At 65.3% G+C, this 26,670-nt stretch carries 25 protein-coding genes and 1 tRNA gene; 3 read left to right on the top strand and 23 right to left on the bottom strand.

The features are described 5' to 3' along the window. Positions 1-5: 5 nt before the first annotated feature. From M1D93_RS06350 to M1D93_RS06340, 3 genes are read left to right on the top strand one after another with little or no spacing between them, the layout of a single operon-like run. On the top strand, positions 6-974 hold the full coding sequence (locus tag M1D93_RS06350; protein ID WP_461174298.1) for a branched-chain amino acid ABC transporter permease: 969 nt from the start codon (positions 6-8) through the stop codon (positions 972-974). After that, a complete protein-coding gene (locus M1D93_RS06345; RefSeq protein WP_461174297.1) occupies positions 971-2,065 on the top strand; it encodes an ABC transporter ATP-binding protein in 1,095 nt (364 codons plus the stop codon). Before M1D93_RS06350 ends, M1D93_RS06345 begins: the two co-directional genes overlap by 4 nt. Then, positions 2,062-2,835 (top strand): ABC transporter ATP-binding protein, encoded by a 774-nt coding sequence (locus tag M1D93_RS06340; RefSeq protein WP_461174296.1) that lies wholly within the window; start codon positions 2,062-2,064, stop codon positions 2,833-2,835. Before M1D93_RS06345 ends, M1D93_RS06340 begins: the two co-directional genes overlap by 4 nt. 69 nt (positions 2,836-2,904) lie before the next feature. Here the strand turns inward: M1D93_RS06340 and M1D93_RS06335 are convergent, their stop codons facing one another. From M1D93_RS06335 to M1D93_RS06225, 23 genes are all read right to left on the bottom strand, one after another. After that, entirely contained in the window at positions 2,905-4,257 is a 1,353-nt protein-coding gene (locus tag M1D93_RS06335; protein ID WP_461174295.1) for an ABC transporter substrate-binding protein, read from the bottom strand. 219 nt (positions 4,258-4,476) lie between these two features. Then, positions 4,477-4,550, bottom strand: a tRNA-Leu gene (locus M1D93_RS06330). A 20-nt stretch (positions 4,551-4,570) separates the two neighbouring features. Beyond that, positions 4,571-5,524 carry an N-acetyltransferase gene (locus M1D93_RS06325; protein ID WP_461174294.1) on the bottom strand — a complete coding sequence of 318 codons (954 nt, stop codon included), beginning with the start codon at positions 5,522-5,524 and terminating at the stop codon, positions 4,571-4,573. Between the two features lie 141 nt (positions 5,525-5,665). Then, positions 5,666-7,144, bottom strand: a complete 1,479-nt coding sequence (locus M1D93_RS06320) for an NAD(P)/FAD-dependent oxidoreductase (protein ID WP_461174293.1) — start codon at positions 7,142-7,144, stop codon at positions 5,666-5,668. A 64-nt stretch (positions 7,145-7,208) separates the two neighbouring features. Beyond that, positions 7,209-8,588: a S8 family serine peptidase gene (locus M1D93_RS06315; RefSeq protein WP_461174292.1), complete on the bottom strand. Its 1,380-nt coding sequence runs from the start codon at positions 8,586-8,588 to the stop codon at positions 7,209-7,211. A gap of 6 nt (positions 8,589-8,594) precedes the next feature. Then, the gene (locus M1D93_RS06310; protein ID WP_461174291.1) at positions 8,595-9,542 is read right to left on the bottom strand and encodes a Ppx/GppA phosphatase family protein; all 948 of its coding nucleotides are present in this window, start codon (positions 9,540-9,542) and stop codon (positions 8,595-8,597) included. Further along, entirely contained in the window at positions 9,539-10,210 is a 672-nt protein-coding gene (locus M1D93_RS06305) for a DUF501 domain-containing protein (RefSeq protein ID WP_461174290.1), read from the bottom strand. The genes M1D93_RS06310 and M1D93_RS06305 overlap by 4 nt, the downstream gene beginning before the upstream one ends. Positions 10,211-10,238: 28 nt before the next feature. Beyond that, positions 10,239-10,916, bottom strand: a complete 678-nt coding sequence (locus M1D93_RS06300; RefSeq protein ID WP_461174289.1) for an FtsB family cell division protein — start codon at positions 10,914-10,916, stop codon at positions 10,239-10,241. 124 nt (positions 10,917-11,040) lie between these two features. Continuing rightward, positions 11,041-12,321: a phosphopyruvate hydratase gene (gene eno, locus M1D93_RS06295; RefSeq protein WP_163164245.1), complete on the bottom strand. Its 1,281-nt coding sequence runs from the start codon at positions 12,319-12,321 to the stop codon at positions 11,041-11,043. A gap of 133 nt (positions 12,322-12,454) precedes the next feature. After that, positions 12,455-13,072 (bottom strand): MazG nucleotide pyrophosphohydrolase domain-containing protein, encoded by a 618-nt coding sequence (locus tag M1D93_RS06290; protein ID WP_461174946.1) that lies wholly within the window; start codon positions 13,070-13,072, stop codon positions 12,455-12,457. 142 nt (positions 13,073-13,214) lie between these two features. Beyond that, entirely contained in the window at positions 13,215-14,351 is a 1,137-nt protein-coding gene (locus tag M1D93_RS06285) for an adenosine deaminase (RefSeq protein WP_461174288.1), read from the bottom strand. Between the two features lie 39 nt (positions 14,352-14,390). Then, entirely contained in the window at positions 14,391-15,119 is a 729-nt protein-coding gene (locus M1D93_RS06280) for a DedA family protein (RefSeq protein WP_461174287.1), read from the bottom strand. Between the two features lie 126 nt (positions 15,120-15,245). Beyond that, entirely contained in the window at positions 15,246-15,875 is a 630-nt protein-coding gene (locus tag M1D93_RS06275) for a DedA family protein (RefSeq protein ID WP_461174286.1), read from the bottom strand. A gap of 6 nt (positions 15,876-15,881) precedes the next feature. After that, positions 15,882-17,210, bottom strand: a complete 1,329-nt coding sequence (locus tag M1D93_RS06270; RefSeq protein ID WP_461174285.1) for a thymidine phosphorylase — start codon at positions 17,208-17,210, stop codon at positions 15,882-15,884. Then, positions 17,207-17,632, bottom strand: a complete 426-nt coding sequence (locus tag M1D93_RS06265; protein WP_461174284.1) for a cytidine deaminase — start codon at positions 17,630-17,632, stop codon at positions 17,207-17,209. Before M1D93_RS06265 ends, M1D93_RS06270 begins: the two co-directional genes overlap by 4 nt. Beyond that, entirely contained in the window at positions 17,619-18,944 is a 1,326-nt protein-coding gene (locus tag M1D93_RS06260; protein ID WP_461174283.1) for an ABC transporter permease, read from the bottom strand. The genes M1D93_RS06265 and M1D93_RS06260 overlap by 14 nt, the downstream gene beginning before the upstream one ends. Further along, a complete protein-coding gene (locus M1D93_RS06255) occupies positions 18,941-20,314 on the bottom strand; it encodes an ABC transporter permease (RefSeq protein WP_461174282.1) in 1,374 nt (457 codons plus the stop codon). Before M1D93_RS06255 ends, M1D93_RS06260 begins: the two co-directional genes overlap by 4 nt. Then, positions 20,307-21,887: an ABC transporter ATP-binding protein gene (locus tag M1D93_RS06250; RefSeq protein ID WP_461174281.1), complete on the bottom strand. Its 1,581-nt coding sequence runs from the start codon at positions 21,885-21,887 to the stop codon at positions 20,307-20,309. The genes M1D93_RS06255 and M1D93_RS06250 overlap by 8 nt, the downstream gene beginning before the upstream one ends. Before the next feature lie 178 nt (positions 21,888-22,065). Beyond that, a complete protein-coding gene (locus M1D93_RS06245; protein ID WP_461174280.1) occupies positions 22,066-23,175 on the bottom strand; it encodes a BMP family lipoprotein in 1,110 nt (369 codons plus the stop codon). 256 nt (positions 23,176-23,431) lie between these two features. Beyond that, positions 23,432-24,451, bottom strand: a complete 1,020-nt coding sequence (locus tag M1D93_RS06240; protein WP_461174279.1) for an NADP-dependent oxidoreductase — start codon at positions 24,449-24,451, stop codon at positions 23,432-23,434. Continuing rightward, the gene (locus M1D93_RS06235) at positions 24,448-24,876 is read right to left on the bottom strand and encodes an organic hydroperoxide resistance protein (protein ID WP_461174278.1); all 429 of its coding nucleotides are present in this window, start codon (positions 24,874-24,876) and stop codon (positions 24,448-24,450) included. Before M1D93_RS06235 ends, M1D93_RS06240 begins: the two co-directional genes overlap by 4 nt. A 50-nt stretch (positions 24,877-24,926) precedes the next feature. Then, positions 24,927-25,361: a MarR family winged helix-turn-helix transcriptional regulator gene (locus M1D93_RS06230; protein WP_461174277.1), complete on the bottom strand. Its 435-nt coding sequence runs from the start codon at positions 25,359-25,361 to the stop codon at positions 24,927-24,929. A gap of 106 nt (positions 25,362-25,467) precedes the next feature. Continuing rightward, complete coding sequence (locus tag M1D93_RS06225; RefSeq protein WP_461174276.1) at positions 25,468-26,667, bottom strand: amidohydrolase; 1,200 nt, start codon at positions 26,665-26,667, stop codon at positions 25,468-25,470. Positions 26,668-26,670 lie beyond the last annotated feature (3 nt).

Here is a 26,670-nt window from a genome sequence, read left to right as displayed (position 1 = left end):
CAGCCATGGACTTTGGATTCATTCTCGCCAGCGCCGCCACTGAGATTTTCAGTCCGACTACGGCCGCCTACGCCCTGGCCGCACTCGGCCTCGCCGTACATTTCGGTTACTCGGGGCTGCTCAACTTCGGCCAGGCCGGCTTTATGGCCGTGGGCGCCTACGGCTTCGCCATCTCCACCCTCACCTTTGGCGTCCCATTCTTCGTGGGGCTGCTCATCGCCGTTATTGCCTCAGCTATTTTTGCGCTGCTGCTCGGCATCCCCACCCTGAGGCTCCGGGCCGACTACCTCGCCATCGTCACCATTGCGGCGGCCGAAATCGTGCGGTACATCGTCACCACCAACCAGCTCACCTCGGTCACCGGATCAGCCAACGGCCTCGCGGCCTTCGAAGGCGGGTTCTACTCCATGAACCCGTTCCCTGAAGGCTCCTACTTCGGCATGAACAGCCGCGACTTCTTCATTCGTGTGGTGGGATGGGGGCTGGTGGTCCTCTGCTGCACCCTCGTGTGGCTGCTCATGCGCAGCCCCTGGGGACGGGTGCTCAAGGGCATCCGCGAAGACGAGAACGCCGTACGCTCGCTGGGCAAGAACGTCTACGCCTACAAGATGCAGGCCCTCATTATCGGCGGCGTGCTGGGCGCCCTCGCCGGCATGGTCTTCACCCTCCCCCGCGGAGCGGTGCAGCCGGCAAACTACGGAACGGAACTCACGTTCTTCCTCTACACCTGCCTCCTGCTCGGCGGCATGGCCACGGTCCTCGGCCCGGTCATTGGCGCCATGATCTTCTGGGTGGTCCTCTCCCTGACCCAGGGGATCCTCTACGGCCTGATCGAGTCAGGTGCCGTTACGTGGCTCAACACGGTCCAGGCCGGGCAGCTGCGCTACATCCTGGTTGGCGTCGCCCTAATGCTGCTGATGATCTTCAGGCCGCAGGGCGTCTTCGGAAACAAGAAGGAGCTGGCGTTCGCATGAGCAAGCACAGCGAAGAATCCACCACCACACGTGCCGGGGAACCGGACTACATGACGGACACCCGTCCCATAGCTGCCGGCGAGACCGGCCCAGGCTGCAAGAAGCGGGACCCCATCGTCGTGGCCGAAAACGTCACCCGAAGCTTCGGCGGCATCAACGCAGTGGACGTCAAGTACCTGGAAATCCCCCGCCACAAGATCACCGCGCTGATCGGCCCCAACGGAGCCGGTAAAACCACCCTCTTCAACCTGCTCACCGGTTTTGATACGCCCAACAGCGGCAAGTGGCAGTTCGAAGGCCAAAGCCTGGCCGGGGTGTCCCCTTACAAGGTGGCGCGGATGGGAATGGTGCGCACGTTCCAGCTCACCAAAGTCATGGGCAAGCTCACGGTGATGGAGAACATGCGCCTGGGGGCCGCAAACCAGCCCGGTGAGAGCCTCGCGAAGGCCCTGTTCAAGGGCATCTGGGGCGGCAGGGAAAAGCAGATCACCGCCGAAGCCGACGTCCTGCTGGAGAAGTTCAAGCTCGACGCCAAAAAGGACGACTACGCGGCTTCCCTTTCAGGCGGCCAGCGCAAGCTCCTGGAGATGGCCCGGTCGCTTATGGTCCGGCCCAAGCTGGTGATGCTGGATGAGCCCATGGCAGGAGTCAACCCCGCGTTGACGCAGTCCCTGCTGGACCACATCAAGAACCTTAAAGCCGAAGGCATGACGGTCCTCTTCGTCGAACACGATATGCACATGGTCCGGCACATTGCCGACTGGGTAGTGGTCATGGCTGAGGGAAAGGTGGTTGCGGAAGGTCCTCCCGGGGAGGTTATGAAGAACCCGGCAGTCATCGACGCTTACCTGGGCGCCCACCACGACGTCGACCTTGGAGACTCCGAGGGCATCAAGGAGCTTGCAGCAGAACTTGTGGCTGACGAGGAATCCATCGTTGGAACAGAAAATGCCGGCATCATCGCAGTCGACGTGGTGGCCGCAGAAGGCGACGAACCCGCCCGCGGCGGGGACGGCCAGCCACAGCGGGATCAACCGCGCGGCCGCCACGGAAGCACGGAGACCGGCAGCACAGAGAAGGACACCCAATGAGCAGCACCAGCACGGCACCCGCCGCACAGCCAGTCAGCGACAGCGACTCCGTGGTCAAGGTCACCGACCTGGTGGCCGGTTACCTGCCCGGGGTCAACATCCTGAACGGCTGCAGCATCGAGGCCCGCAAGGGCGAACTGATCGGCATCATCGGGCCCAACGGGGCCGGCAAGTCCACACTGCTGAAAGCCATGTTCGGCCTCGTGAAGGTTCATTCCGGAACAGTGATTGTCCGTGGACAGGACATTACCGGGCTGAAAGCGAACAAACTCGTGTCCCGGGGCGTAGGTTTCGTCCCGCAAACGAACAATGTGTTCGCCACCCTGACCATCGAGGAAAACCTGCAGATGGGCATGTTCCAGCGGCCCAAGGACTTCGCGGAGCGGTTCGACTTCGTCACCGGCCTGTTTCCCGAACTTGGCAAGCGCCGTGCCCAACGCGCCGGCTCCCTCTCAGGCGGCGAGCGCCAGATGGTGGCCATGGGCAGGGCGCTGATGATGAATCCGGCGGTGCTGCTGCTCGACGAGCCGTCCGCGGGCCTCTCCCCCGTCAAGCAGGACGAAACCTTCCTGCGTGTCCACGAGATCAACCGCGCGGGCGTTTCGGTGATCATGGTGGAACAGAACGCCCGGCGCTGCCTCCAGATCTGCGACCGCGGCTACGTGCTGGACCAGGGCAGGGATGCCTACACCGGCACGGGCCGCGAACTCATGAAGGACCCCAAGGTCATTCAGCTGTACCTCGGCACGCTGGCCGATACGGTCGAGTAAAGGCAAGCGATACACCAAAGAGCCCCTGTCCGGCTGGACAGGGGCTCTTTGGTGTATCGGAACTAGTGTTTAGAGCTTGCCGAACTCCGACTGGAGAGGCTTGAGCTTGTTCTCGTTGGTGTACTCGTAGATGCCGATGTAGGCCTCGGTCGGGTCACCGGCGTCGGAGAACGTCACTGGGCCGGACTGGCCGTCGTAGTCGATGTCCTTGCCCTCGCGCAGCAGGGTAACGCAGGAGGGGAAGCTGGTGCACTTCTCACCGGCCTCCGAGACTCCCTTGAGCTGCTTGGCGATTTCAGGGCCGCTGGTGCTGCCGGCAGCTTCAGCCGCCAGTGCAATCAGGTTCACTGCATCGTAGGATTCGCCGCCGTAGGTGAAGTCCTTCAGGGCCGGGTCCACCTCAAGGAGCTTCTTGGTGAAGGTTTCGTTGGCAAAGGTTCCCGGGAAGGTGCCGTGGGCTCCCTGCATGGTGCCGGGCTGGAAGTCCTTGCTGTAATCCGAGGTGTTGCCGTCCACCAGGAACATCTGCGTGGCCTTGACACCCTTGCCGGTCATCAGCGGAACGATGCTCTTGGCCTGGTCGAAGGTGATCAGGGCGATGGCATCGGGCTTGGCTGCGATGACCTTGTCCACCTGGCTGCTGAACTGGGTATCGCCTTCGTTGAAGAGCTCCTCAGCTACCACCTTGCCGCCGGCCGACTCGAAGGCTGCCTTGATGTTGGTTGCCAGCCCTGTGCCGTAGGCGTCATTCAGGACGATCATGCCGACAGTCTGGGCGCCACAGGTGGCCATGTAGTTGCCCAGGACCTTGCCCTGGAGAACGTCCGAGGGCGCTGTTCGCCAGTACAGGCCCTTGTCGTCCCAGGTGGTGAAGTCCGGCGAAGTGTTGGCGGGCGAGAACTGGAGCACATTGGCGCCCGTGATCTGGTTGATGACGGTCTTGGAGACGCCGGAGGAGGCTGCACCAATGATGGCGTTGACGCCCTGGCCAAGCAATGCCGCTGTGGACTGGGTTGCGATGTCCGTCTTGGTGTCGCCGGAGTCGCGGTGCACCACTTCAACAGGCTTGCCGAGGACGCCGCCGGCGTCGTTGACTTCCTTGACACCGAGGTTAACGCCGGCGATTTCCGGCGGGCCGAGGTAAGCCAGCGAGCCGGTGGTGGGCAGGAGCGAACCGAGCTTCAGCGGAGTCTCGGTGGTGCCCTTGGACGGTGGGACCGCGCCGCCCGCGCCAGTGGCCTGGGCGGTGCTTCCGCCGGTGGAGCCGGGGGCAGGGCATGCAATTCCTGCCGCTGATCCGGTGGCGGTTTCGGACGCCGTGGGTGTGGACGAACCGCCGCAAGCCGTTGCCATAAAGGCGACGCCGATGCCAAGCGCTGTCAGCTTGGCAACGCGGGTTCCCGCCTGGGGGAATAAAGTCATTTACGAGCTCCTCGATCTAAAGGTGCGAACGGCCTTTGACACGAAAAATCAGGTGTTCCTGATTTAGTTTTCAAGCTAATGCATATACACCGGGAAGATAAGTGACTGAGGTCACATCCTTATAACAGTCGTTGCATATGTGGAATTAAATGGAGGAAGCCGCCCGCGATGCGGACGACTTCCTCAATCACCGGGCACTCGGTACCAGGTTCTGCCAGGTACCCCAGGTGGGACTCGAACCCACAACACGCGGATTTTAAGTCCGCTGCCTCTGCCAATTGGGCTACTGGGGCAACGGCTCAATGGTATCCCGTCAGAGGCGCGTGAACGGTTCGGCATACCGGAAGGTCCCGCGGACCCCGCCATGCCACAGGGCGAGCGGAAGAAGCTGGAAAAAGTCGCCCCACGCCTCCTCCGGCGGGAGCACACCCAGGGTCGCGGCCGGGACGAATCCGAAGCGGGAGTAGTAGGCAGGGCTGCCCAGCAGCGCGATGCCGATCTCCCCCGCAGCGTTGGCCCTGGCGATGCTCTCCTTCATCAGGGCAGAACCGATGCCCTGCCTCTGGAGCCGGGGCGTGACTCCGATAGGGCCGAGACCCAGGAGTTCCTGGTCCCCCGCCCACCCGCGGGTGCTGATCACGTGCCCCACGACCTCGCCGTCAAGGACCGCAACCACGCTGAACCCGGGAAGGTATTCCTTGGCGTCAAAAAGCTCCCGGAGCACGTTGACTTCAACCGGTTCCCCGTCCGCCGGAAGTCCTGTAGCCGGGGAGACGGCGAAGGCTTCGGCTGCCAGGGCGAGGATGGCATTCCGGTCTGCCGGGGTCTCGTCGCGCAGCACCAGCCCGGGCCGCGGCAGCTGTCCGTGATCCTGCACCTGCCCGGCGAGGTCAGCCAGCACCTCCAGGGCGCGTGGGGCGTCCGCTACCGGCACCAGCAGGTGGTCGTGGTGGAACCCGGCCAGCACATTACAGCTGATCCTGGCCTCCGTGAGGGCTTTGCTGACGGCCGCGGTCAATCCCACGGCTTCCAGTGCCGAGTGGATCTGCAGCGTGATCCAGGCACCCACGAAGTCGTAGGACAGCCCTTCTTCGTCCGCTTCTGCACGCGGCAGGACTACGGTGAGGCCCTCGGCCTCCCGGACCGCCGCTTCGATGCCAGATGCCAGCGGCCGTCCGTGCGGCCACAGGACGTAAACGTATTCGCCGGGCCGCCGGACCGGGCGCATGCCTGCCAGCAGGGTCTGGAGGTTCTTTTCGCCAGTCATGCTGCCCAGTCTAGGAGGCGCGGCCTGCTGCCGGGTTTATGAGACGCGCTTAGGCCCCCGCGCTGAGCTTGCCGGGCAAAAGCAAACGGCGGCCGTCCCTGGAAGGGGACAGCCGCCGTCGTGCGTTAAGGCAGGCCCGGTCTATTTGGCGTTGGCCGTGACCGATTCCTTGGAGCCCACCGCAGTGGAACCTGAGGCGCCGGCTCCGGGCGCGGCAGGGGCCGCAGGTGCGGCTGCAGCAGCAGGCTTGGGAGCCGGGGTGGCGGCAGCGACGAACGCGCCGCGCGGGTTGTCCAGGTCCATCAGCTGCGTGGTGTCGCGGCCTGCGAAGAAGCTGAGGATCCAGTTGAAGATCACGCGGAACTTGCGCTCGAACGTGGGCATGGCCATGCCGTGGTAGCCGCGGTGCGCGAGCCAGGCGAGTCCGCCCTTGAGCCCGATGCTGCCCACAAGGTTGATGTTGGCAACGCCCTTCCACTCACCGAAGCCCGCAACAGCACCGAGGTTCTTGTGCTTGTAGTCCTTCAGCGGCTTGTCCCAGCGGGAGGCCCACAGGTTCTTGGCGAGGCGCTTCGCCTGGCGGAGCGCGTGCTGGGCGTTGGGGACGCAGGTGCCGTCCGGGAGGCCCTTGCCGGTGAGGTCCGGAACGGCGGCGACGTCGCCGGCTGCCCAGGCGTTCTCGACGATGCCTTCGTCGCCGGCAACCCGAAGGTCCGGCAGGACGCGGACGCGGCCGCGCGGCTCAAGCGGGAAGTCGGTGGACCGGACCATCGGGTTGGCCTGTACACCGGCGGTCCACACGAGGGTGTCCGATTCGAACTCCTGCGCGGGGGTCTTGTCCGGGAGGTTGATGAGCTTGAGCGTGCCCTCTGCGTTGTCCAGGGACGTGTTGAGGAGTACCTCGATGCCGCGGCTGCGGAGGTGCTCCACAACCCATTCCGCCTGCTTGGCGGTAACTTCCGGCATGATCCGGCCCATGGCTTCAACCAGGACGAAGCGGACTTCCTCCTGCTTGATGCGCGGGTTGTTCCGGACGGCGGCCCGGGCGAGGTCCTCCATCTCGGTGATGCACTCGATGCCGGCAAAACCGCCGCCCACCACAACGAAGGTGAGGGCCTTGGCGCGGGCCGCGGGGTCGGTCATGGTGGAGGCAACTTCGATGCGCTCCAGGACCTTGTTGCGGAGGGCTACAGCTTCCTCGATGGTCTTCAGGCCGATGCCCTTGTCCGCGAGGCCCTTGATGGGGAACGTACGGGTGATGGCGCCTGCGGCCATCACGACATCGAAGTAGGGAACCTCGAAGTGCGCGCCGCCGTCGGCGGGAGCCACCACAGCCGTGCGGTTGGCGTGGTCGATCGAGGTAACGCGGCCCTGGATCAGTTCGGTCTGCTTGAGGTGCTGGCGGTGGGAGACCACAGCGTGGCGTGCCTCGATGTTGCCGCCGGCCACCTCGGGCAGGAACGGCTGGTAGGTCATGTAGGGCAGTGGATCCACGAGGGTGACGATGCCACCGGCATTCGCGATCTTCTTCTGCAGTTTGAGTGCTACGTACAGGCCGACGTACCCGCCGCCGACGACGAGTACCCTGGGACGGTCCTGGAGCTCTGGGGTGGTTGCCATAGTTTAAGGATACAGCAGTTTGTGAAAATCTTCACTAGCTGCTGAAAGGCTACAATCCCGGAACTCAGCGGCCCGAGTCCACCGTGTTCACCACGCCGGTGTCGGGCTCCTCGGCCACCTCCGCCGGGCTCCTCGCCACCCGCCGGAGTTGAATGACTGCAGCTGCGATGATTGCCGTGAACAACAGGCTGAAGCCGACCACGACCGCGGCGCCAAGGGCGGTTTCCCGCTGCGACGGCGGCTCGGCTGCGGGCACGGTGGCCTCCGGCAAGGTAGGGACGGCGCTGGGAACTTCCGAGGTAGGCAGCGGGGCGGGGGTTGCGAAGTTGCCCCGGCGGTGGACCCGGATCCATTCCGCGATGGAGCCAAGCGGGTTTGCGGCGGCTTCGGGGACGGTGCCCTTCAAAGCCGCCTCGGCGTCGAGCACACCGAAGCCGTAAAGCGGATCCTTGCCGGGGGCCCCGGCGTCCTTTGCGGTCGTCACAATCCGGTTGATGACCTGCTTCGCGGACATATCCGGCCACTTGGACCGGATCAGCGCCGCAACGCCGGAAACAATGGGGGTTGAACCCGACGTTCCTGCCCATTCCGCATAGCTGCCGCCCGGAAGGCCGCCCAGCAGGTTTTCCGCGGGCGCCGCGACGCCGATGGTGATTCCCTGGGAGGACGCGTCAACGCTGGCCGCGCCCTTGCGGTCCAGGCCGGCGACGGTGAGGACGCCGGGAATGGTGGCGGGAGCGCCCACCTGTGTGTTGCCTCCCACCCGGTTGCCAGCGGCTGCCACGATCACCACGTCTTTTTGCTCTGCGTAGAGAAAGGCGGCGTCCCAGCTTTGCGGCCACTGCGGGGTGGTGCTGCCCAGGGAAATGTTGATGACCTTGGCGCCGTTGTCCACCGCCCAGCGGACAGCTTCGGGAATCTGGTCCTGGTCGCTTTTGCCTGAGGGGTTCGTTGAGCCCAGCCAGGTGGAGACTGCGAGGATCTGGGCCTCCGGCGCCACGCCGACGATTCCGTCGGGAGGAAGGGCTGCCGGACCGGGTGTTGGACTGGCTGTGGCGTCGGCGGGCTGATGGCCCCGTCCTGCAAGCATGGTGGCCACGAGGGTGCCGTGTTCAGTCTTGGAGCCCACACCTTTTTGGCCGTCGGGCTGTCCGGACCCGGAGGCGTCGTAGCCGCCGGCAACGGCTCCCTTAAGGTCCGGATGCCGGGCGTCCACGCCGCTGTCGATGACGGCGACCTTCACGCCGGCGCCCTTGGAAACCTCCCAGGCCTTGGTGATGCCGGTCTCGGCCAGCCAGTACTGCTTGTCGCGCCATTCGTCCGCTTGTGCCGCCGGAGCGGTGGCGAGACCGGTGACGAGGCAGCCGCCGGCCAGGACCAGCGCGAGCAGTGCTGCGCCGGCCCGTCCAAGCGGTGATTCCATCCACATCAGGTGTTTCTGCATGGGCCGTCAGCCGATGCTCAGGGCTATGCCGTCGAGAATGTCGTGTTCGCTGGCTGTGGCTGTTGCAATGCGTCCGCCGGTCAACTCCGCCAGCCGTTCGAGGATGCGGCGCCAGACCAGCCCGCCTGCGCCGATGACATCCACCCGGCCCGGATGCATGTAGGGCAGTGCGGCGCGGTCTGAACGCGTCATTTCCAGAAGATCGGTGGAGGCGGCCCGCACGGTGTCAATGGGCAGTTCGGTGCCGTGGATCGCGTTGGGCGAATATTCCGGCAGCCGAAGGGCGTGGGCCGTGATGGTGGTGATGGACCCGGCAACGCCGACGACGGCGGTGGCGCGTTCCAGCGGAACGTCCTGTCCGGCGCGGGCAATGGCGGCGTCCACGTCGGCTTCCGCTGCTGCTATCTGTTCGGCGGTGGGCGGATCGTTGCGCAGATGCCTTTCGGTCAGCCGCACGCAGCCGATGTCCACTGATTTGGCTGCCGTCACGCCCGCTGCCGTGCCCAGGACGAATTCGGTGCTTCCGCCGCCCAGGTCAACCACGAGCACCTCCTGGCCGTCGAGGATGGGCAGGACGCTGCTGGCGCCATTGAAGGACAACTCGGCTTCCTCGTCGCCGGAGATGACCTCAGGTTCCACGCCTAAAAGGTCCCGGATGCCGTCGACGAAGACGTCCCTGTTCCGCGCGTCGCGGCTGGCGGAGGTGGCAACGAAACGTACCTTGCCGGCACCGTGGTCCTGGATCAGGCGGGCGTAGTCGGCGGCCGCTGCGAAGGTGCGCTCCAGGGCTTCGGGAGCCAGTTCGCCGGTGGCGTCCACTCCCTGGCCCAGGCGCACTACGCGCATCTCGCGCACAACGTCCTTGAGGCTGGTGGTCCCGTTGCTGCGTTCGATGTCGGCGATAAGGAGTCGGATGGAGTTGGTGCCGCAGTCGATGGCGGCGACGCGGGTCATTTCCCGGCCTCTGCAGTGCCGGAGGTTTTCCGAACGGGCGCGGGGCGGCCTACGATGTCCGGCAGACCCTGCGGCCCGTGGCGGCTGAGGTCCCGGGACGGGGCTTCCCCGGTGGTGTCCCAGGCGCCTTCGCAGTAACACGTGTCCGCGGTCCACCATTCACTGATGGCGGAAATGGCCTGGTCCCCCAGCGGATTGACTCCCGGACCGGCCGCGAGTGAGTGCCCTACCAGGACGTGCAGGCATTTGACGCGGGTGGGCATGCCGCCGGCGGAGATCCCGTCGATTTCGGGGACGGCTCCGATGCCGGACCGTTCACCGATGTCGGCGCGTGCCTGAAGGTACGCGTTGTGCGCGGAGCGGTAGGCGGCGGCCAGTACGTCATCGCCGGCCAGTTGCTCGTTCATCACGTTCATCACGCCCGCAGCTTCGAGCCGGGAAACCGCAGACGTGATAACCGGATGCGTCAGGTAGAAGGTGGTGGGGAACGGGGTTCCGTTGCCGAGGCGGGGAGCAGTGGCGGCCACCAGGGGGTTGCCGCAGACGCAGCGCGCAGGGATCTCCACTACGTCCCTGACCGGCCGTCCCAGTTGGCGGCTCAGTACTTCCAGGTCTTGCGCTGATGGTTGGCGGGATTCGTCCCGGGCGGCTGCCGTGTTGGGTTCCACTGTCGCGGGCCGTCCTTCCTTTTGCGGTTCAGTCTGTGGCCGCGCGCGTGATGGACTCCCACAGGGAATCCACCCACGGCAGATCGGCGGGGTCTTGTGCTGCTGCACCGGTTTGGCTACTACCCGCTCCGGCCGGCAAATCGCTGCCGAAGACCCAGTAGCCGGTTTCGCCCGGCATAACCATGTTAATGCGGTCCCGGGCCTGCTGTTTCACGTAGTTGGGGTCCTGCCAGCGGGAAACCTGCTGCCGCAGGCTGTCACCTTCCGCTTGGCGGGCGGCAATATCAGCGTTCAGGGCTGCGATTTCAGCCCTTTTATCGAAGAAAATCTTCACGGTGGGCGCCAGCATGATGGTGATGGCGATCATGACCACTGCCAGGGCGAGCATGCGTCCGGAAAAAGCCTTGGCCGGAACAGGCTGCTGGTCTTCAGGCGTTTCGGTGCCGGCCGCCCGGGAAGCACCGTGGGAACTGCTTCCCTTCGCTCCGCCCTCAGGCGAGGTGGCGCCCTGTGAACCCGGAACGTTCCTGGAACCCGTCTTGGGTCCCGCAGCTTTCCGGCCGGGCCCGTCGGTGCCGGGGTTTTCCTTGGCGGAGCCGAAATCCGCCCGGATGACATCGGCGTCACTGTCCGTTTCCTGGCCCGGACGCGTTGTGCCCGAACGGGAAGAGGCGACCTTTGGGACTTTGGGACGGCGGGTAGCCATGACACTCCTGAAACGCGCAGCCTGCCTGGGCCGCCACTAGCTGGGCTGAAACTAATGCTGCCTAAACAACAACGGTGGCTATGGTCTTTCAACCATAGCCACCGCCTCGTCGTTTACGCGGCTACTAGCCCTTGAAACGCGGGAACGCGCTGCGGCCTGCGTAGCGCGCGGCGTCGTCGAGCTCCTCTTCGATGCGCAGCAGCTGGTTGTACTTGGCAACGCGCTCGGAGCGGGCCGGTGCGCCGGTCTTGATCTGGCCGGCGTTGGTGGCCACCGAGATGTCGGCGATGGTGGTGTCCTCGGTTTCGCCGGAGCGGTGCGAGGTGATGGTGGTGTAGCCGGCACGCTGGGCCAGGCTCACGGCGTCCAGGGTCTCCGTGAGGGAACCGATCTGGTTGACCTTGACCAGCAGCGAGTTTGCGGTCTTGGTGTCGATGCCGCGCTGCAGGATGGCGGGGTTGGTGACAAAGAGGTCATCGCCCACCAGCTGGACCTTGTCGCCGATGGAGTCGGTGAGGGTCTTCCAGCCGTCCCAGTCGTTCTCGTCCAGCGGGTCCTCGATGGAGACCAGCGGGTAGTCGGCGACGAGTTCGGTGTAGTAAGCGCTCATCTCGGCGGAGGTCAGCGACTTGCCTTCGAACTGGTAGGCGCCGTCGGTGAAGAACTCCGAGGAGGCAACGTCCAGGGCCAGCGCGATGTCCTTGCCCGGGGTGTAGCCGGCGTTCTTGATGGCTTCCTGGATCAGGTCCAGGGCCGCACGGTTGGACGGCAGGTTCGGGGCGAAGCCGCCTTCGTCGCCGAGGCCCGTGGCGAGGCCCTTTTCCTTCAGGACGGACTTGAGCGCGTGGTAGACCTCAACGCCCCAGCGCAGGCCCTCGGAGAAGGTCTCGGCACCGAGCGGGACAACCATGAATTCCTGGATGTCGACGTCGGAATCAGCGTGCGAGCCGCCGTTGAGGATGTTCATCAGCGGGACCGGCAGGACGTGTGCGTTCGGGCCGCCCAGGTACTTGTACAGGGGCAGGTCTGCCGAGGCGGCAGCTGCGTTGGCAACGGCCAGGGAAACGCCCAGGATGGCGTTGGCGCCCAGCTTGCCCTTGTTCGGCGTACCGTCCAGGTCCAGCATGGCCTGGTCGATGCTGCGCTGGTCGGTGGCGTCGAAGCCGGTCAGGGCCGGAGCGATCTGGTCGATGATCGCGTCAACGGCCTTCTGGACGCCCTTGCCGAGGTAACGGCCCTTGTCCCCGTCACGCAGCTCAACGGCCTCGTGCTCACCGGTGGAAGCGCCGGAGGGAACTGCTGCACGGCCGATCTGGCCGTCGGAGAGCAGAACTTCAACTTCTACTGTCGGGTTGCCACGGGAATCGAGGATCTCGCGGGCGTGGATGGCATCGATAAGCGCCATGAATTTGCTCCTTATGGGCGATTAACGGGGGGATCTTGCTAAAAGACTCGACGTACTCGTCACGGTCCAGCGTAGTCGAGAGTGGTCCGGGTTACGGAAACCTATCCAGCCCACGGACGTCATGATGGTGCGGCTAGGTCTGTTGGTGCTGCCCGGGGACACGCTGCTGGTAGGTCCGGACCGCGCCGCGCAGGGCACGCTCGGCGTCCAAGCCGCTGGCGTGGGCGGAATGCACGACGGCGAGCAGCAGCTTACCGAGTTCTTCTTCCGACGTGAACGGGCCAACATCCGCCGGTGGTTGAGTTTGCGGAAGCCCTGCCCTGGCCGCGCGGTCAAGGGCTTTTTGTGCCCGGGCCAGCGCCGGGAGCGCCACCGGGATGCCTTCAAACGGATCCTGCCGCTCCGGCCGCTCGGCCCGCTTCACGGCATCCCACTTCTGCACGATCTCAGCAATCGTGGCCGGAAAGCTGTCCTGCAGGGAGCCGTCCGGGCGGAACACGTGGGGGTTCCGCCGGACCATCTTGGCACTCAGCCCCCGTGCGACGTCGTCGAACGTGAAGGCACCGCGCTCCTCGGCAAGCCGGGCGTGCAGCACCACCTGGAGCAGGACGTCGCCCAGCTCGCCCTGGAGTTCGGCATCGGCTGCTTTTGCCGTGGTATTGCCAGCGGTTCCGGCCTCGATTGTTTCGGCAACCTCATAGGCCTCTTCGAGGAGGTACTCCACCAGCGACGCGTGGGTGAGCGCCCCCATCCAGGGGCAGTGCTCGCGCAGGGACGCGACTATCCCCAGCAGCTCCCCCAGCGGGGAGCTGCCGGGGAGCTCCCCCAGCGGCGAGCTGCTCGGGTAGCTGCCAGGGAGCTCCCCCGCCGGGGAGCTGCCGGGATCCGGCTCGTTACCCAAGGTTCGCGTAGGCGTCGTTGATGTACTCCACCAGGGCTTCCTTCTCCTCAAGGGGCAGGAAGGATGCCTCGGCGGCGTTCAGGGTCAGTTCCAGCAGGTCGTCGAGGTCGTAGTCGAAGGTTTCCACCAGGAGGTCGAATTCGTCCGTCAGGGTGACGCCGCTCATCAGGCGGTTGTCGGTGTTGATGGTGACGTTGAAGCCCAGCTGGTAGAGCATGTCCAGCGGGTGGCTTTCGATGCCGTCGCCGAACCCGGCGATCGCACCGGTCTGGAGATTGGAGGACGGGCAGATCTCCAGGGCGATGCCGCGGTCCCGGACCCAGCTGGAGAGGTCCCCAAGGGTGACCAGCCCGATGGTGTCCTCGGTCTCGTCATCGTCGTCGAACTCCACCATGATGTCCTCGGCAATCCTGACGCCATGCCCCAGCCGCAGCGCCCGGCCGTCCACCAGGGCGGACTGGATGCTCTCCAGGCCCGCTGCCTCGCCTGCGTGCACGGTGGCCGGGAAGTTGTTCTGGGCCAGGTAGGTGAAGGCTTCCTTGAAGCGGGAGGGCAGGAAGCCGTCTTCGGCGCCGGCGATGTCAAAGCCCACGGCGCCCTTGTTGCGGTGGCGGACAGCCAGTTCAGCGATCTCCTGGCCGCGGTCCGCGTGGCGCATGGCCGTGATGAGCTGGCCCACCTGGATTTCGCGTCCGCTCTCCCCCACAGCCTCGACGCCGGCCTCAAGGCCTTCCTGCACCGCTTCCACCGCTTCATCCAGGGTGAGGCCCTTCTGCAGATGCTGCTCCGGCGCCCAACGTACTTCGCCGTACACAACGCCGTCGTCAGCGAGGTCCTCGACAAATTCCTTCGCCACGCGGAACAGGCCTTCGGCCGTCTGCATCACGGCCACGGTGTGGTCGAACGTCTCGAGGTAGCGGACCAGGGAGCCGGAGTCCGCGGACTCACGGAACCATTGACCCAGCGCCACCGGATCCGTGGACGGAAGGGTGTGGCCAACTGCCTCGGCCAGCTCGATGATGGTGGCCGGACGGAGTCCTCCGTCCAGGTGGTCGTGAAGTGAAACCTTGGGCAGGTTCTTCAGGTCAAAATCGATGGCAGGGGCGGCGTCAACAATAGGCTCAGTCACGTTCCCACCTTAGGGTGGGCAGGGGTTCAATGCCAGCCGCTAGGTAGCGGCAGGCTTGCCGTCTGCGGCAGCGGGTGCCAGGACGGCGGTGCTGCCGGTTTGGTTGTCCTGCGCCCCGTCCGGCCCGCCGTCGAGCCACTCATCCACGTGTTCGGAGTCGTTGCGGGCAAGGTGCTTGTGCCACCACCGGAGCAGGTGGTCGATGAGGATGCCCAGCACAATGGCGAACACCACTGCGATGCCGGCACTGAGCAGGGGGTTGTGGTGCAGCCACGGGAAGGAACTGGCCAGCAGGCCGATGCCGATGGAATACCCCACCCAGGTGAAGCAGGCGAAGGCGTCCAGCAGGAAGAAGCGGCGGTGGGCGAAGCCGGTGCTCCCAGCCACGTAGTTGACGGCCACCCGGCCCCAGGGAATGTAGCGGGCAGTGAAGATCAGCACCGCGCCGCGCTTCTCCAGTTCATAGCGTGCCCAGCCGAAGGCCTTCTGGACCTTGGCCCGGCGCATCCACTTCCACCGGTTCAGGCCAATCCGGCGTCCGAGCATAAAAGCCATGTTGTCGCCCGCGATGGCGCCGATCAGGGCGGTGAGGCCGAGGATCCAAAGGTTGGGTTCCCCGCTGTGCCGGGAGAACGCCGCAAGGGCCACGATGAGGGTCTCGCTGGGGACCACCATGGCGAAGCCGTCCACGAAGAAGAACAGCAGCAGTATCGGGTAGATCCACCACTGGCCCGCTGCATGGAGCACGGCCTCATTAATAAACTCCACGCGGTCTTGCTCCTATGCAAAATGGCACCAGCCACAAGTGACGCAGCCAAAGCGGAAATCGTTCTAAGTGTCCCACGGCCGCGGCGCAACACGCTACGCCCCCTGCCTGCCCGAACAACGGTTCAACTACGCTTCCGGTTCCTTCATCCGCTCCACGGTGGGCTGGCCGCGCCGGACCCGGTTGATGACGACGTCCACCACGATTCCCAGCGCCACTGCACAGATGATGGCGATGACGGCCCCCAGGAGGTGGTTGTCTTCAAACCACTGCCCGAAGAAAAGCCCGATCCCCACCGAATAGGCGGCCCAGAGGGTGGCCGAGAGGACGGTCAGCGCCACGAAGCGCAGATGCGGATAGTGCGTGACACCTGCGGTGAGGTTCACCGCCACCCTTCCGATCGGCACGAACCGCGCCACAAGGATGAGCGAGGCCGGGCGCTTTCGCAGCTCCCGGCCTGCCCACCGGAAGGCGCTTTGCATCCGCGGGCCCCGCATCCATGCCCAGCGCCCGGTGCCCACCCTGCGCCCGATCAAATACGCGATGTTGTCGCCGGAAAAGGCGCCAAGAGCCGCCACCAGCATCAGGAGCCAGGGGTTGGGGACATCGGCTGTGGCAGAAACTGCGGAAAGACCCACCACCACGGACTCACTCGGCACGGGCGGAAAGAAGCCGTCAATGATGCAGCAGGCCAAAACAAGGAACAGCACCCAGGGCTGTCCGGCTGCCGCGAGGATGAAGTCATTGATGGCCTGCATGGCTCCCTATGCTATGCGGTCAAGGATCAGCCGTTGTGCCGGCCGCGATCCCTCGGGGGCGATGACCACCGCATTCTCCAGCGCTTCCTTTGCCCGGGCAAACCGTTCCGGAGTGTCCGTGAGCAGGGTCATCAGGGGCTCTCCCGCCCGGACCACGGCACCGGGCTTGGCATGCATCCGGACTCCCGCGCCTGCCTGCACGATGTCCTCCTTCCGTGCCCGCCCTGCGCCGAGCCGCCAGGCTGCCACGCCCACGGCAAGGGCGTCGAGTTCCACCAGCACTCCATCGGCCGGGGCGTAAACCACCTCGGACTCCCGTGCCACCGGCAGCTTGGCCCGCGGGTCGCCGCCCTGAGCCTCGACCTTCCGGTTCCAGACGTCCATGGCACGGCCGTCTTTCAAGGCGGCGGCGGGATCGGCGTCGTGCACTCCTGCAGCGGCGAGCATTTCCTCGGCGAGCCGGACCGTCAACTCCACCACGTCGTCGGGGCCGCCGCCTGCCAGCACCTCAATGGATTCCTCTACCTCGATGGCGTTGCCGGCCGTCAGGCCCAGGGGCGTATTCATGTTGGTGAGGAGGGCCACGGTGTTGACTCCGGCATCCTTACCGAGCGCCACCATGGTCTCTGCCAGCTCGCGGGCCTTGGCCTCATCCTTCATAAAGGCGCCGCTGCCCACCTTCACGTCCAGGACCAGCGAGCCGGTGCCCTCGGCAATCTTCTTGCTCATGATGGACGATGCAATCAGCGGGATGGCCTCAACGGTTCCTGTAACGTCCCGGAGTGCGTAGAGCTTCTTGTCTGCCGGAGCCAGGCCTGCGCCGGCTGCGCAGATGACGGCGCCCACATCCTGGAGCTGGGCCAGCATCTCCTCCTTGGTGAGTGAGGCCCGCCAGCCGGGGATGGACTCCAGCTTGTCCAGCGTGCCGCCGGTATGCCCGAGTCCCCGGCCGGAGAGCTGGGGAACGGCGACGCCGAACACGGCTACCAATGGCGCCAGCGGCAGGGTGACCTTGTCCCCCACGCCCCCGGTGGAGTGCTTGTCCGAGGTGTACTTCAGCCCGCCGTCGGGACGGCGCAGGCTGGAGAAGTCCATCCGCTCGCCGGAAGCGATCATTGCGGCCGTCCACCGGGCGATTTCGCTGCGGTTCATGCCGTTGAGCAGGATGGCCATGTTGAGGGCGGCCATCTGCTCGTCCGCGATCACTCCCCGCGTGTAGGCATCGATGGTCCAGTCGATCTGTTCCGGGCTCAGCGTGCCCTTGTCCCGTTTGATGCGGATGATATCGACGGCGTCGAACGCTTCGGCCTTAGTCGCTGCGCGGGTGTCTGTCACCGGTTTCCCTCCAGGTGTTCGGGACCAAAGGCGTCTGGCAGCACCTGGTCCATGGTCTTGATGCCTTGGGTGGTCATCAGCTCCATGCCGGGGGCACGGAATTCGTACAGCAGCTGGCGGCAGCGCCCGCACGGCATCAGGACGTTGCCGGCGCCGTCCACGCAGTAGAACGCGCGGAGCAGGCCGCCGCCGGTCATGTGCAGGTGGCCCACCAGCGCGCATTCGGCGCAAAGGGTCAGGCCATAGCTTGCGTTCTCCACGTTGCAGCCGCTGACGATCCTGCCGTCCTCGGTAAGGGCTGCCGCCCCCACCGGGAACTTCGAGTAAGGCGTATATGCCTTCCGCATGGCTTCGACGGCGGCGGCTTCCAGCGCCGACCAGTTCACGTCCCCTCCGGCGGCCACGCCGTCAACCCTTGACATACGGGATGCCGCTGGCTGCCGGGCCCCGCGACTTGCCCACCAGCCCGGCCACGGCGAGAACCGTCACCAGGTAGGGCAGCATGGCCATGAACTGGCTGGGCACGGGGGTGCCGATGATGGTCACGATGCTCTGCAGGTTGTCCGCGAACCCGAACAGCAGCGCGGCGAAGAAGGCACCGATAGGATTCCACCGGCCAAAGATCAGGGCAGCCAGCGCGATAAAGCCGCGGCCGCCGGAGATTTCCTTGGTGAAGCTGTCAATCGCCACCAACGTGAAGAAGGACCCGCCGATGCCGGCTACGGCCCCGCCCAGGGTGACGTTCCAGAACCGGGTGGCATTGACGTTGATGCCCAGGGTGTCGGCGGCCTGCGGGTGCTCACCGACCGCACGTACACGCAGGCCCCAACGGGTCTTGAAGAGGCCCACCCAGACCACCAGGACCGCGATGTACATCAGGTATCCCACCAGGGACTGGCGGAAAAGGATGGGCCCAATGATCGGGATGCTGGACAGGACGGGAATTTCGATGACGTCCAGCCCGGGAGGCGAGTTGAACTGGGCCTTGTTGGCCTGCATCACAGTGCTGAACAGGAAGCCGGTGACGCCGGAGACCAGGACGTTCAGCACCACACCCACGATGATCTGGTTCACGAGGTACTTGATGCTGAACAGGGCCAGCACCATGGACACGACGGCCCCCGCCACGGCGGCGGCCAGCAGCCCGATGAAGGGGTTCTGGGTCATGCTTGCCACAATGGCGGCGGTAAATGCGCCGCCCAGGAGCTGGCCCTCGATGGCGATGTTGACCACGCCCACCCGCTCACACAGCACGCCGGACAGTGAGCCGAACACCAGCGGGACGGCAAGGGTGACCGACCCGGCGATGAGCCCGGCCAGCGAAATGCTCGGGGTGCGGGCACCGCCCACCACCCAGATGAGGAAGGCGGCCACGAACAGGACGATGAAGGTGACTGTCAGCCAACCGGGGGCGGGCCGGTCCTTCGTCTTGAGGTATACGGCATAGGCCGCGAGCCCCACCAGGAGGGCGGACAGCACGATGCCCCCGGCGAAGGCGTTCACCGCCAGGGCGGGCAGCTGGAAAAAGTCCTCGCCGGTGGAGATGCCGAAACTGGCGGTCTGGTTCGGTGCCATCAATCCGAAGAAGACCAGGGCGATCAGTGCGAAGACCGTGAGCAGGACCGGAGTCCGCCAGGTCACCGGCTTGGTGGAGACGGCTGCGAAGCCGGTAGGCGTCTGGGTGTCACCGGGCTGGGGCTTGCCCGGGAGGGGCGAGGATACTTTTGTGCTCATGCTGCACCTCCGGTGGTGGCTGCCTGGCGGGACTTGGCCGCGCGGGCCGGCTTCTTGCGGCGGGGGTTCAGGCCGAAGACGGCCCGGACCAGCGGCGGAGCCGCAATGAAGAGGACGATCAGGGACTGGACCACCAGGACGATGTCGATGGGGGTTCCGGTTTGGATCTGCATCTGGACGGCACCGGCGCGGAAGGCGCCGAACAGCAGGCCGGCAGCGAAGGTACCCCACGGCGTCGAACGTCCCAGCAGGGCAACGGTGATCGCGTCGAATCCATAAGTGGCGGCGACGCCGTCGGTCAGGACTTTCTCGGTGCCCGCCACCTGCGCGACGCCGGACATGCCGGCAAGTCCGCCGGCAAGGGCCATCACCAGGATGGTGGAGCGGGAAACATTGATGCCGGCGGTCTGCGCAGCCTTGGGGTTGGCACCGACAGCACGGAACTCAAAGCCAACCGTGGAGCGGTTCAGGAGCCACCACACCAGCACAGTGGCCGCGATGGCCAGGAGGAAGCCCAAGTGCAACCGGTACTGGGTGCCAAAAATCTGCGGGTATACGGCCGTGGGATCCAGGATGGGCGAGATGGGGTTCGTCTCCCCCGGCCGCTGGAAGGCCGGGGTGTTCAGCAGGTACCGCAGGAAGTACAGCGCGATGTAGTTGAACATGATGGTCAGGATGACTTCGTGGGCGCCCGTCCGCGCTTTGAGGAGCCCCACCAGTCCGCCCCAGAAAGCGCCGCCGATGATGCCGGCCACCAGGACCAGCAGCAGGTGCAGCCCCAGGGGCAGGTGCAGCGCGAAGCCCACCCAGGCTGCAAGGATGCCTGCCACGATGATCTGTCCCTGCGCGCCGATGTTGAAGAGCCCGGCGCGGAACGCAAGTGCTACGCCGAGGCCGGCCGTGATAAGCGGCGTGGCAATGGTGAGCGTCTCCATGAACGGTGCGAACTGGGCCGCGACACTGTTGCCGCGGGGGTTGAAGACCGAACCCTGGAACAACGCCACGTAGGAGCGGGTGGCGGCGTTCCACACTGCTGACAGGAAGTCCGTGGGACGGGCGAAGAAGTAGGTGGAGGTCGTTGCCACCTGTTTGTCGGTACTGGCAATCAGGAGGCCGCCGATGAGGAGCGCAAGCAGTACGGCCAGCACCGAGACCATGCCGCTCCCGGTAAAGATCCTGCGCAGCAGGGTGTCCGGGCCGCCCGGAAGCAGCCCGCTTTGGGCCGTGGCCGGAACAGCGGAGGGCTCCATGGCGCCGCCGGCGGTATCAACGGATACGACGGCGGCCGTCTCCTCCGCAGCGGGCGTGGACCCGTGCGCTTTGCCGCTGTGTTCGCCGGCCGCGTGTTTGGGGGGATGCTTGTCAGACATGGTCGCCTCCTTCGGCGTCGGAAGTGGAGGCCGTGGCAGCGGCGGGCGCCTGCCCCGTTGGATGGGTGTGTTCCACCGGCGGGATTCCCGCCATCATGAGGCCCAGGACGTCCCGGCCGGTGCCGGCAGGGACGATGCCCACCAGCTTGCCTTTGTAGAGCACCGCGATCCGGTCGGCCAGTTCCATCACCTCGTCAAGCTCGGTGGAGATGATCATCACCGGCGTCCCCTGGTCGCGCTCGGCAACAATCCGGCGGTGCAGGAACTCGATGGACCCGACGTCCACTCCGCGGGTGGGCTGGGAGGCGATGAACAGGCGCAGCGGGCGGGAGAGTTCGCGCGCCATCACCACTTTCTGCTGGTTGCCGCCGGACAGCGTACCTGCGGCGGCTGCTGCCGAGGGCGTCCGCACATCGAATTCGCCGATGCGGGCCTTGGCGTTCTCCAGGATTTTCGCCGGACTCATGCTGATGCCCTTCGCGAAGGGAGGCTTGTCATAGAGGTCAAGGACCAGGTTCTCGGCCACGGAGAACGTGCCCACCAGTCCGTCCACCTTGCGGTCTTCCGGCACGAATCCGACGCCGGCGTGCAGGACTTCCTTCACGGACCGGCCAAGCAGCTCTTTGCCGTCCAGCGTGATGGATCCGGACACCCGGTCCTGCAGGCCAAGGATGGCTTCGGTAAGTTCGGTCTGGCCGTTGCCCTGCACGCCGGCTACAGCCAGGATCTCGCCGCGCGCGATGTCGAAGCTGAGTCCGTCCACCACGTGCCGGCCATTGGGGGCGATGACGGTGAGGTCCCGGATTTCGAAGGTTTTTTCCTTCGGCTGGGCGGGTGCTTTGTCCAGGTTGAGGCTGACGGCGCGTCCCACCATCATGGAGGCGAGTTCGGCAGTGGGCGTGGTGGGACTGGCTTCCCCCACCACCTTCCCGCGCCTGATCACGGTGATGGTGTCCGAGACCTCCTTCACTTCCCGCAGCTTGTGGGAGATGAAGACGATGGAGGTGCCTCCGGACTTGAGCTGGCGCATGATGTCCAGCAGCTCGTCGGTTTCCTGGGGCGTCAGCACCGCAGTGGGTTCATCAAGGATCAGGACCTTGGCATTGCGCACCAGTGCCTTGATGATTTCGACGCGTTGCTGGACGCCCACGGGCAGGTCCTCCACCAGGGCGTCAGGATCCACGTCGAAGCCGTACTGGTCCGAGATCTCCTTGATCCGGCGGCGGGTCTCGTCCAGGTTCAGGAAGCCGGCAGCCTTGGTGGGTTCGGCACCTAGGGCCACATTCTCGGCAACCGTGAACACCGGGACCAGCATAAAGTGCTGGTGCACCATCCCGATCCCGGCCGCCATGGCGTCGCCCGGTCCACGGAAGGAAACGGCCCTGCCATCGACGAGGATTTCACCCTCGGAGGGCTCGTAAAGGCCGTACAGCACATTCATCAGGGTGGATTTGCCGGCCCCGTTCTCGCCCAGCAGGCAGTGGATCTGGCCGGGTTCAACCACCACGTCGATGTGGTCGTTGGCAAGCAAAGTCCCGAAGCGTTTGGTGATCCCTTTGAGTTCAAGTTTCAAAACTGAAGACCAATCTCGAAGCGTCCAGTGATCGACCGGACGGGATATGTGGCTGCAGCACCAGCCTAGTGGTTGCAGTCCTGGGATGAGCGGGCGGTGGCCCAAAAGAGGCAGCAGCAAAAAGCGCCGCCGCCCGGCCGGTCATCGACCAGCCGGGCGGCGGCGCTCCATGCATGGGTCAGGACTTGGGGCTTTCCTTGGACTCAACCTTGAGCTTGCCGTCCACGATGTCCTTCTTGATCTGCTCCAGCTCGGACTTGAGCTCGGCGGGGACCTGCGAATCGAGATCGTGGAAGGGGGCCAACTGCACACCGTCGTTGGCCAGCGTGCCGACGTACGGCGTGTTGCTGAACTTGCCTTCCGTGTCATCCTTGACCACGGCCTCTACGGCCTTGTCCATCGTCTTTATGATGGAGGACAGCATAATGTCCTTGTAGTCAGGGGCGGTCAGGTAGCCGTCGGAGTCGACCCAGATCAGCTTGACGTCCTTGCCGGCGGCCTTGGCATCCTTCAGCGCCGCCCCCGCTCCCTTGCTGGTCGACCCGGCGACGGGCAGCACAATGTCGGCGCCCTGGTCCAGGAAGTTCTGGGTGACCTGCTTGCCGACGTCTTGCTTTTCGAAGTCACCGGTGAACGTCCCGTCCTGGGTGTCCTTGTTCCAGCCAAGGAGTTGGACGTCCTTGCCCTTCTGCTTGTTGTAGTACTTCACGCCGTCAGCGAAGCCATCCATGAAGATGGTGACCGTGGGGATGTTCTTGCCACCGAAGGTAGCCACTTTCCCGGTTTTGGTGGTGCCTGCCGCGAGGTAGCCGGCGAGGAAGGCTGCCTGTGCGGTGTCGTAGATGATCGGCTTGACGTTCGCGACCGGGGTGTCGTATGCGAAGTCGATGATGGCGAAATGCTTGTCGGGGTTGGCTTCTGCCTGCTGCTTGGTGGCGTCGCCGAGAAGGAAGCCCACCGTGAGGGTAAGGTCGCAGCCCGCGGTGACCATGGCGCGCAGGTTCGGTTCGAAGTCGTTGTTGGTTTTGGACTCCGCCTGGTTGACTTTGATCCCCAGGTCCTTCTCATTCTTCTTCAGCCCTTCGTAGGAGGACTGGTTGAAGGACTGGTCGTCGAATCCACCGGAGTCGGAGACGATGCAGCCGGTGTAGTCACTGGCCCCGGCGGATGAGGTGCTTCCGGCTTCAGGGGCTGCGCCGCAGGCGGTCAACAGAAGGGCTGAGGCGCTGACGGTAGCCAGGCCTGCCATGGACCCGCGCTTGAATTGTGCACGCAGTGATGTCTTCAATTTTCCTCCAGGATGAAGAGAGTGGCGCTACGGCTCGAATTCAATGAGTGTCCGTTTCTGCACTGAAATTCTGTTGTCACTGAGGGCCCGCAGCACTGCGCCGGAGCGCACTGATGGCACCCATTTTAGTGGCCTGCGACACGTCTCCGTAGCACACCCGGGCACCATTGAGGAGATTGTTTACAAGTTGTTACCAACGAGTAAGGGGCCGCAGTTGCGTGCGGCCCCTTACTGTTGTTCAGCTGCCGGACAGCCGTCAGAGGCGGACCAGCATCTTGCCGGTGTTGGCGCCGTCCAGCAGATCCATAAAGGCCTGCGGGGCATTCTCGAGCCCATCGACGATGGTCTCGTCGTAACGGACGGTGCCGTCAGCCAGCCAGCCGGCCATTTGGGCAGCGAACTCGGCCGCGTGCTGCCGCTGGCCGCCCACCAGGAAACCTCGGAGGGTGAGCTGTTTGCCAATGGCCAACATCAGGTTGTGCGGTGCCGGCGTCGGCTCGGTGGAGTTGTACTGCGCGATGGCCCCGCACATGGCCACCCGGCCCCCGACGTTCAGGGTGGCCAGGGCTGCCTCGAGGTGATCGCCGCCCACATTATCGAAATAGACATCGATGCCGTCCGGACCGGCAGCCTTCTTCAGCTGTTCGCGCACGGGGCCGTCGTGGTAATCGAACGCCGCGTCGAAGCCGAGTTCAAGGAGCCGGGCAACCTTGGCGGGCGAGCCCGCGGAACCGATGACGCGGGACGCACCCATCGCTTTGGCTATCTGGCCAACCAGGGAGCCCACGGCACCTGCCGCGCCTGAGACAAAAACTGCCTCGCCGGGCACGAACTCGGCCACCTTGAGCAACCCGGCGTACGCCGTCAGGCCCGTCATGCCCAGTGCACCCAGGAAAGCGGAAGCGGGGGCAAGGTCAGTCCGCGCGGTCGTGGCGGCAGCAGCATCGACGACTGAGTATTCGCGCCAACCGAGGGGGTGCACGACGACGTCCCCCTCCTTGTGCGCGGCGGACCGGGACGCGATCACCTCCCCCACCGCGCCGCCGTCGAGCGCTGCGTCCAGGGCAAACGGCGCGGAGTATGACTTCACGTCGTTCATGCGTCCGCGCATGTAGGGATCCACTGACATGTAGAGGTTCCGGACCAGGATCTGGCCGTAGACAAGTTCGGGCAGCGGGGATTCGGCAAGCCGGAAATTTTCCGGCGCGGGCCGCCCCACCGGGCGGGAGGCCAGCCGGATTTCACGGGTGGTGGCAGGAAGGGTTCCGAGGCTCATGCGGCGAATTCCATGATCCTGATGTCCACCGTGATGTTTCCACGCGTGGCGTTAGAGTAGGGGCAGATTTGATGGGCTTTGGCGACCAGCGCCTCGGCGGTGGCCAGGTCCAGTGCAGGCAGCGCAATTTCCAGTTCCGCGGCGAGCCCGAAACCTGAATTGTCCAGCTGGCCGAGGTGGACCTTGGCAGCCACGGCCGAGTCTGTCAGGTCGGCGCGTTCCTTGCGGCCCACCAGGCGGAGCGCGGAGTGGAAGCAGGCCGCGTAGCCGGCGGCGAAGAGCTGCTCCGGGTTGGTTCCCTGGCCGCTTCCGCCCAGCTCCACGGGGTTGGAAAGGGTGACGTCCAGCTTGCCGTCGTTGGTCCGCGCATTGCCGTCGCGTCCTTCGCCCGAGGCGAGTGCCTCGGCAGTGTAAAGAGGTTTCACGGGGGTGTATCCGTCCTGTAGGTGGATTGGAAATTTGCCGACTAATGCCGTCAGCGGGCGTTGTGCAGGGCGGCCGTCAGCCGTCCCAGGGTGTCGTGCAGCTGGTCGAGCTCTTCCGGCGTAAGTCCTGCAGCTTCGGCCAGCCGCGTGGGGAGGGCGTTGGCCCTGCTGCTCAGGTTCCGTCCGGCGGCCGTCAGGTGGACGGCGACGCGGCGCTCGTCCTCACCGGACCGGCGGCGCTCCACCAGTCCCAGGGACTCCAGCCGCTTCAGCAGGGGTGACAGCGTGCCGGAATCAAGGCCGAGCTCCTCGCCCAGTTCCTTCACCCCGCGCGGCTCGTTCTCCCAAAGCACCAGCATCACCAGGTACTGGGGATACGTCAGGCCGAGCTCTTCAAGCACTGGCCGGTAGACGGCAGTGGCGGCACGGGACGCCGAGTAAAGGGCAAAGCACACCTGGCGGTTAAGCCGTGGAGCATCAGTCACGTAAACACTGTAAGGCGCAATTCAATTGTGCACAACTTAACTGTGGCGCGCACCGGTGCTGCCGCCCCGCTTTGGTGAAGTACGACGGCGCCCCGCGCCTTCCGGACTAAAGGTCGCGGATGGTGCGCAGCGCCGCAGCCGTAAGGACCCGGATACCGAGGCCCAGGGCCCGTTCATCCAGGATGTAGTCGCCGCGGTGGAGGTCGTATTCCTCGCCCCCGGGGGTCTTGGTGCCCAGGCGCATCATGGCGCCCGGCAACTCCGCGAGGAACCAGGCAAAGTCCTCTCCGCCCATGGACTGCGGGGTCAGCACCACTGCGCTTTCGCCAATTTCGGCGCGGGCGGATGCTTCGATGATGGCGGTTTCGTGCTCCGAGTTCACCACCGGCGGCACTCCCCTGGTGTGTTCGAGGCGGACGTCAACGCCGTACGGTGCAGCCACCTGGTGGACCACCTCGTCCAACAGTTCTCCGGCGGCGTGCCAGGCCTCGCGGTCCAGGCAGCGCATGGTCCCGGCCATGTAGCCGGTTCCGGGTATGGCGTTGGGTGCGGAGCCGGCCGAAATCTGGCCCCACACCACCGAAACGCCGCTGCGGACGTCCACGCGGCGGGACAGGACGGCGGGAACATTGACGGCGATTTGCGCCAGGGCGAACACGAGGTCCTCGGTCAGGTGCGGGCGGGAGGTGTGGCCGCCGCGGCCGGAAAGCTCGATCCGGATGGTGTCCGAGGCCGAGGTGATGGCGCCGATGCGTGTGCCGATCTTGCCCACCTCGATGCGCGGATCACAATGCAGTGCCAGGATCCTGGGCACCCCGTCCAGGACGCCCTGCTCAATGCACGAGTGCGCGCCGCCCGGCATGGTTTCCTCGGCAGGCTGGAAGATGATGCGGACGGTGGCACCAAGCGGCTCCTCCTGGTGCATCCGGTGCAGCACCAGGGCGATCCCCAGCATGGTGGTGGTATGGACGTCGTGGCCGCACGCGTGCGTTACACCATGGTTTTTCGAGGCGAAGGGCAAACCCGTTTCCTCGATGATGGGCAGGGCATCAATGTCGCCGCGAAGGGCAGTGGCGACGGGACCCTCGCCAACGTCCACGGTGAGCCCGGTGCCGTCAAGCCGACGCGGGCGAAGGCCTGCAGCTTCCAGCCTGTCAGCCAGCTTGTCCGTGGTGCGGAATTCCTTGAAGGACAGTTCCGGATGCGCATGCAGGTCCCGGCGGAAATCGATCAGTTCCGGCAGGAGCGGCTCAAGCCATGGAGCCACCAGGGCGGTTGGCTCAGCTTCCGTAGTGTAATTGCGCACTGC

The organism is Arthrobacter sp. Z1-9 (assembly GCF_054792695.1).
Note: the sequence above shows the minus strand (reverse complement) of the source record. Positions and strands in the feature narration are given on the sequence as shown.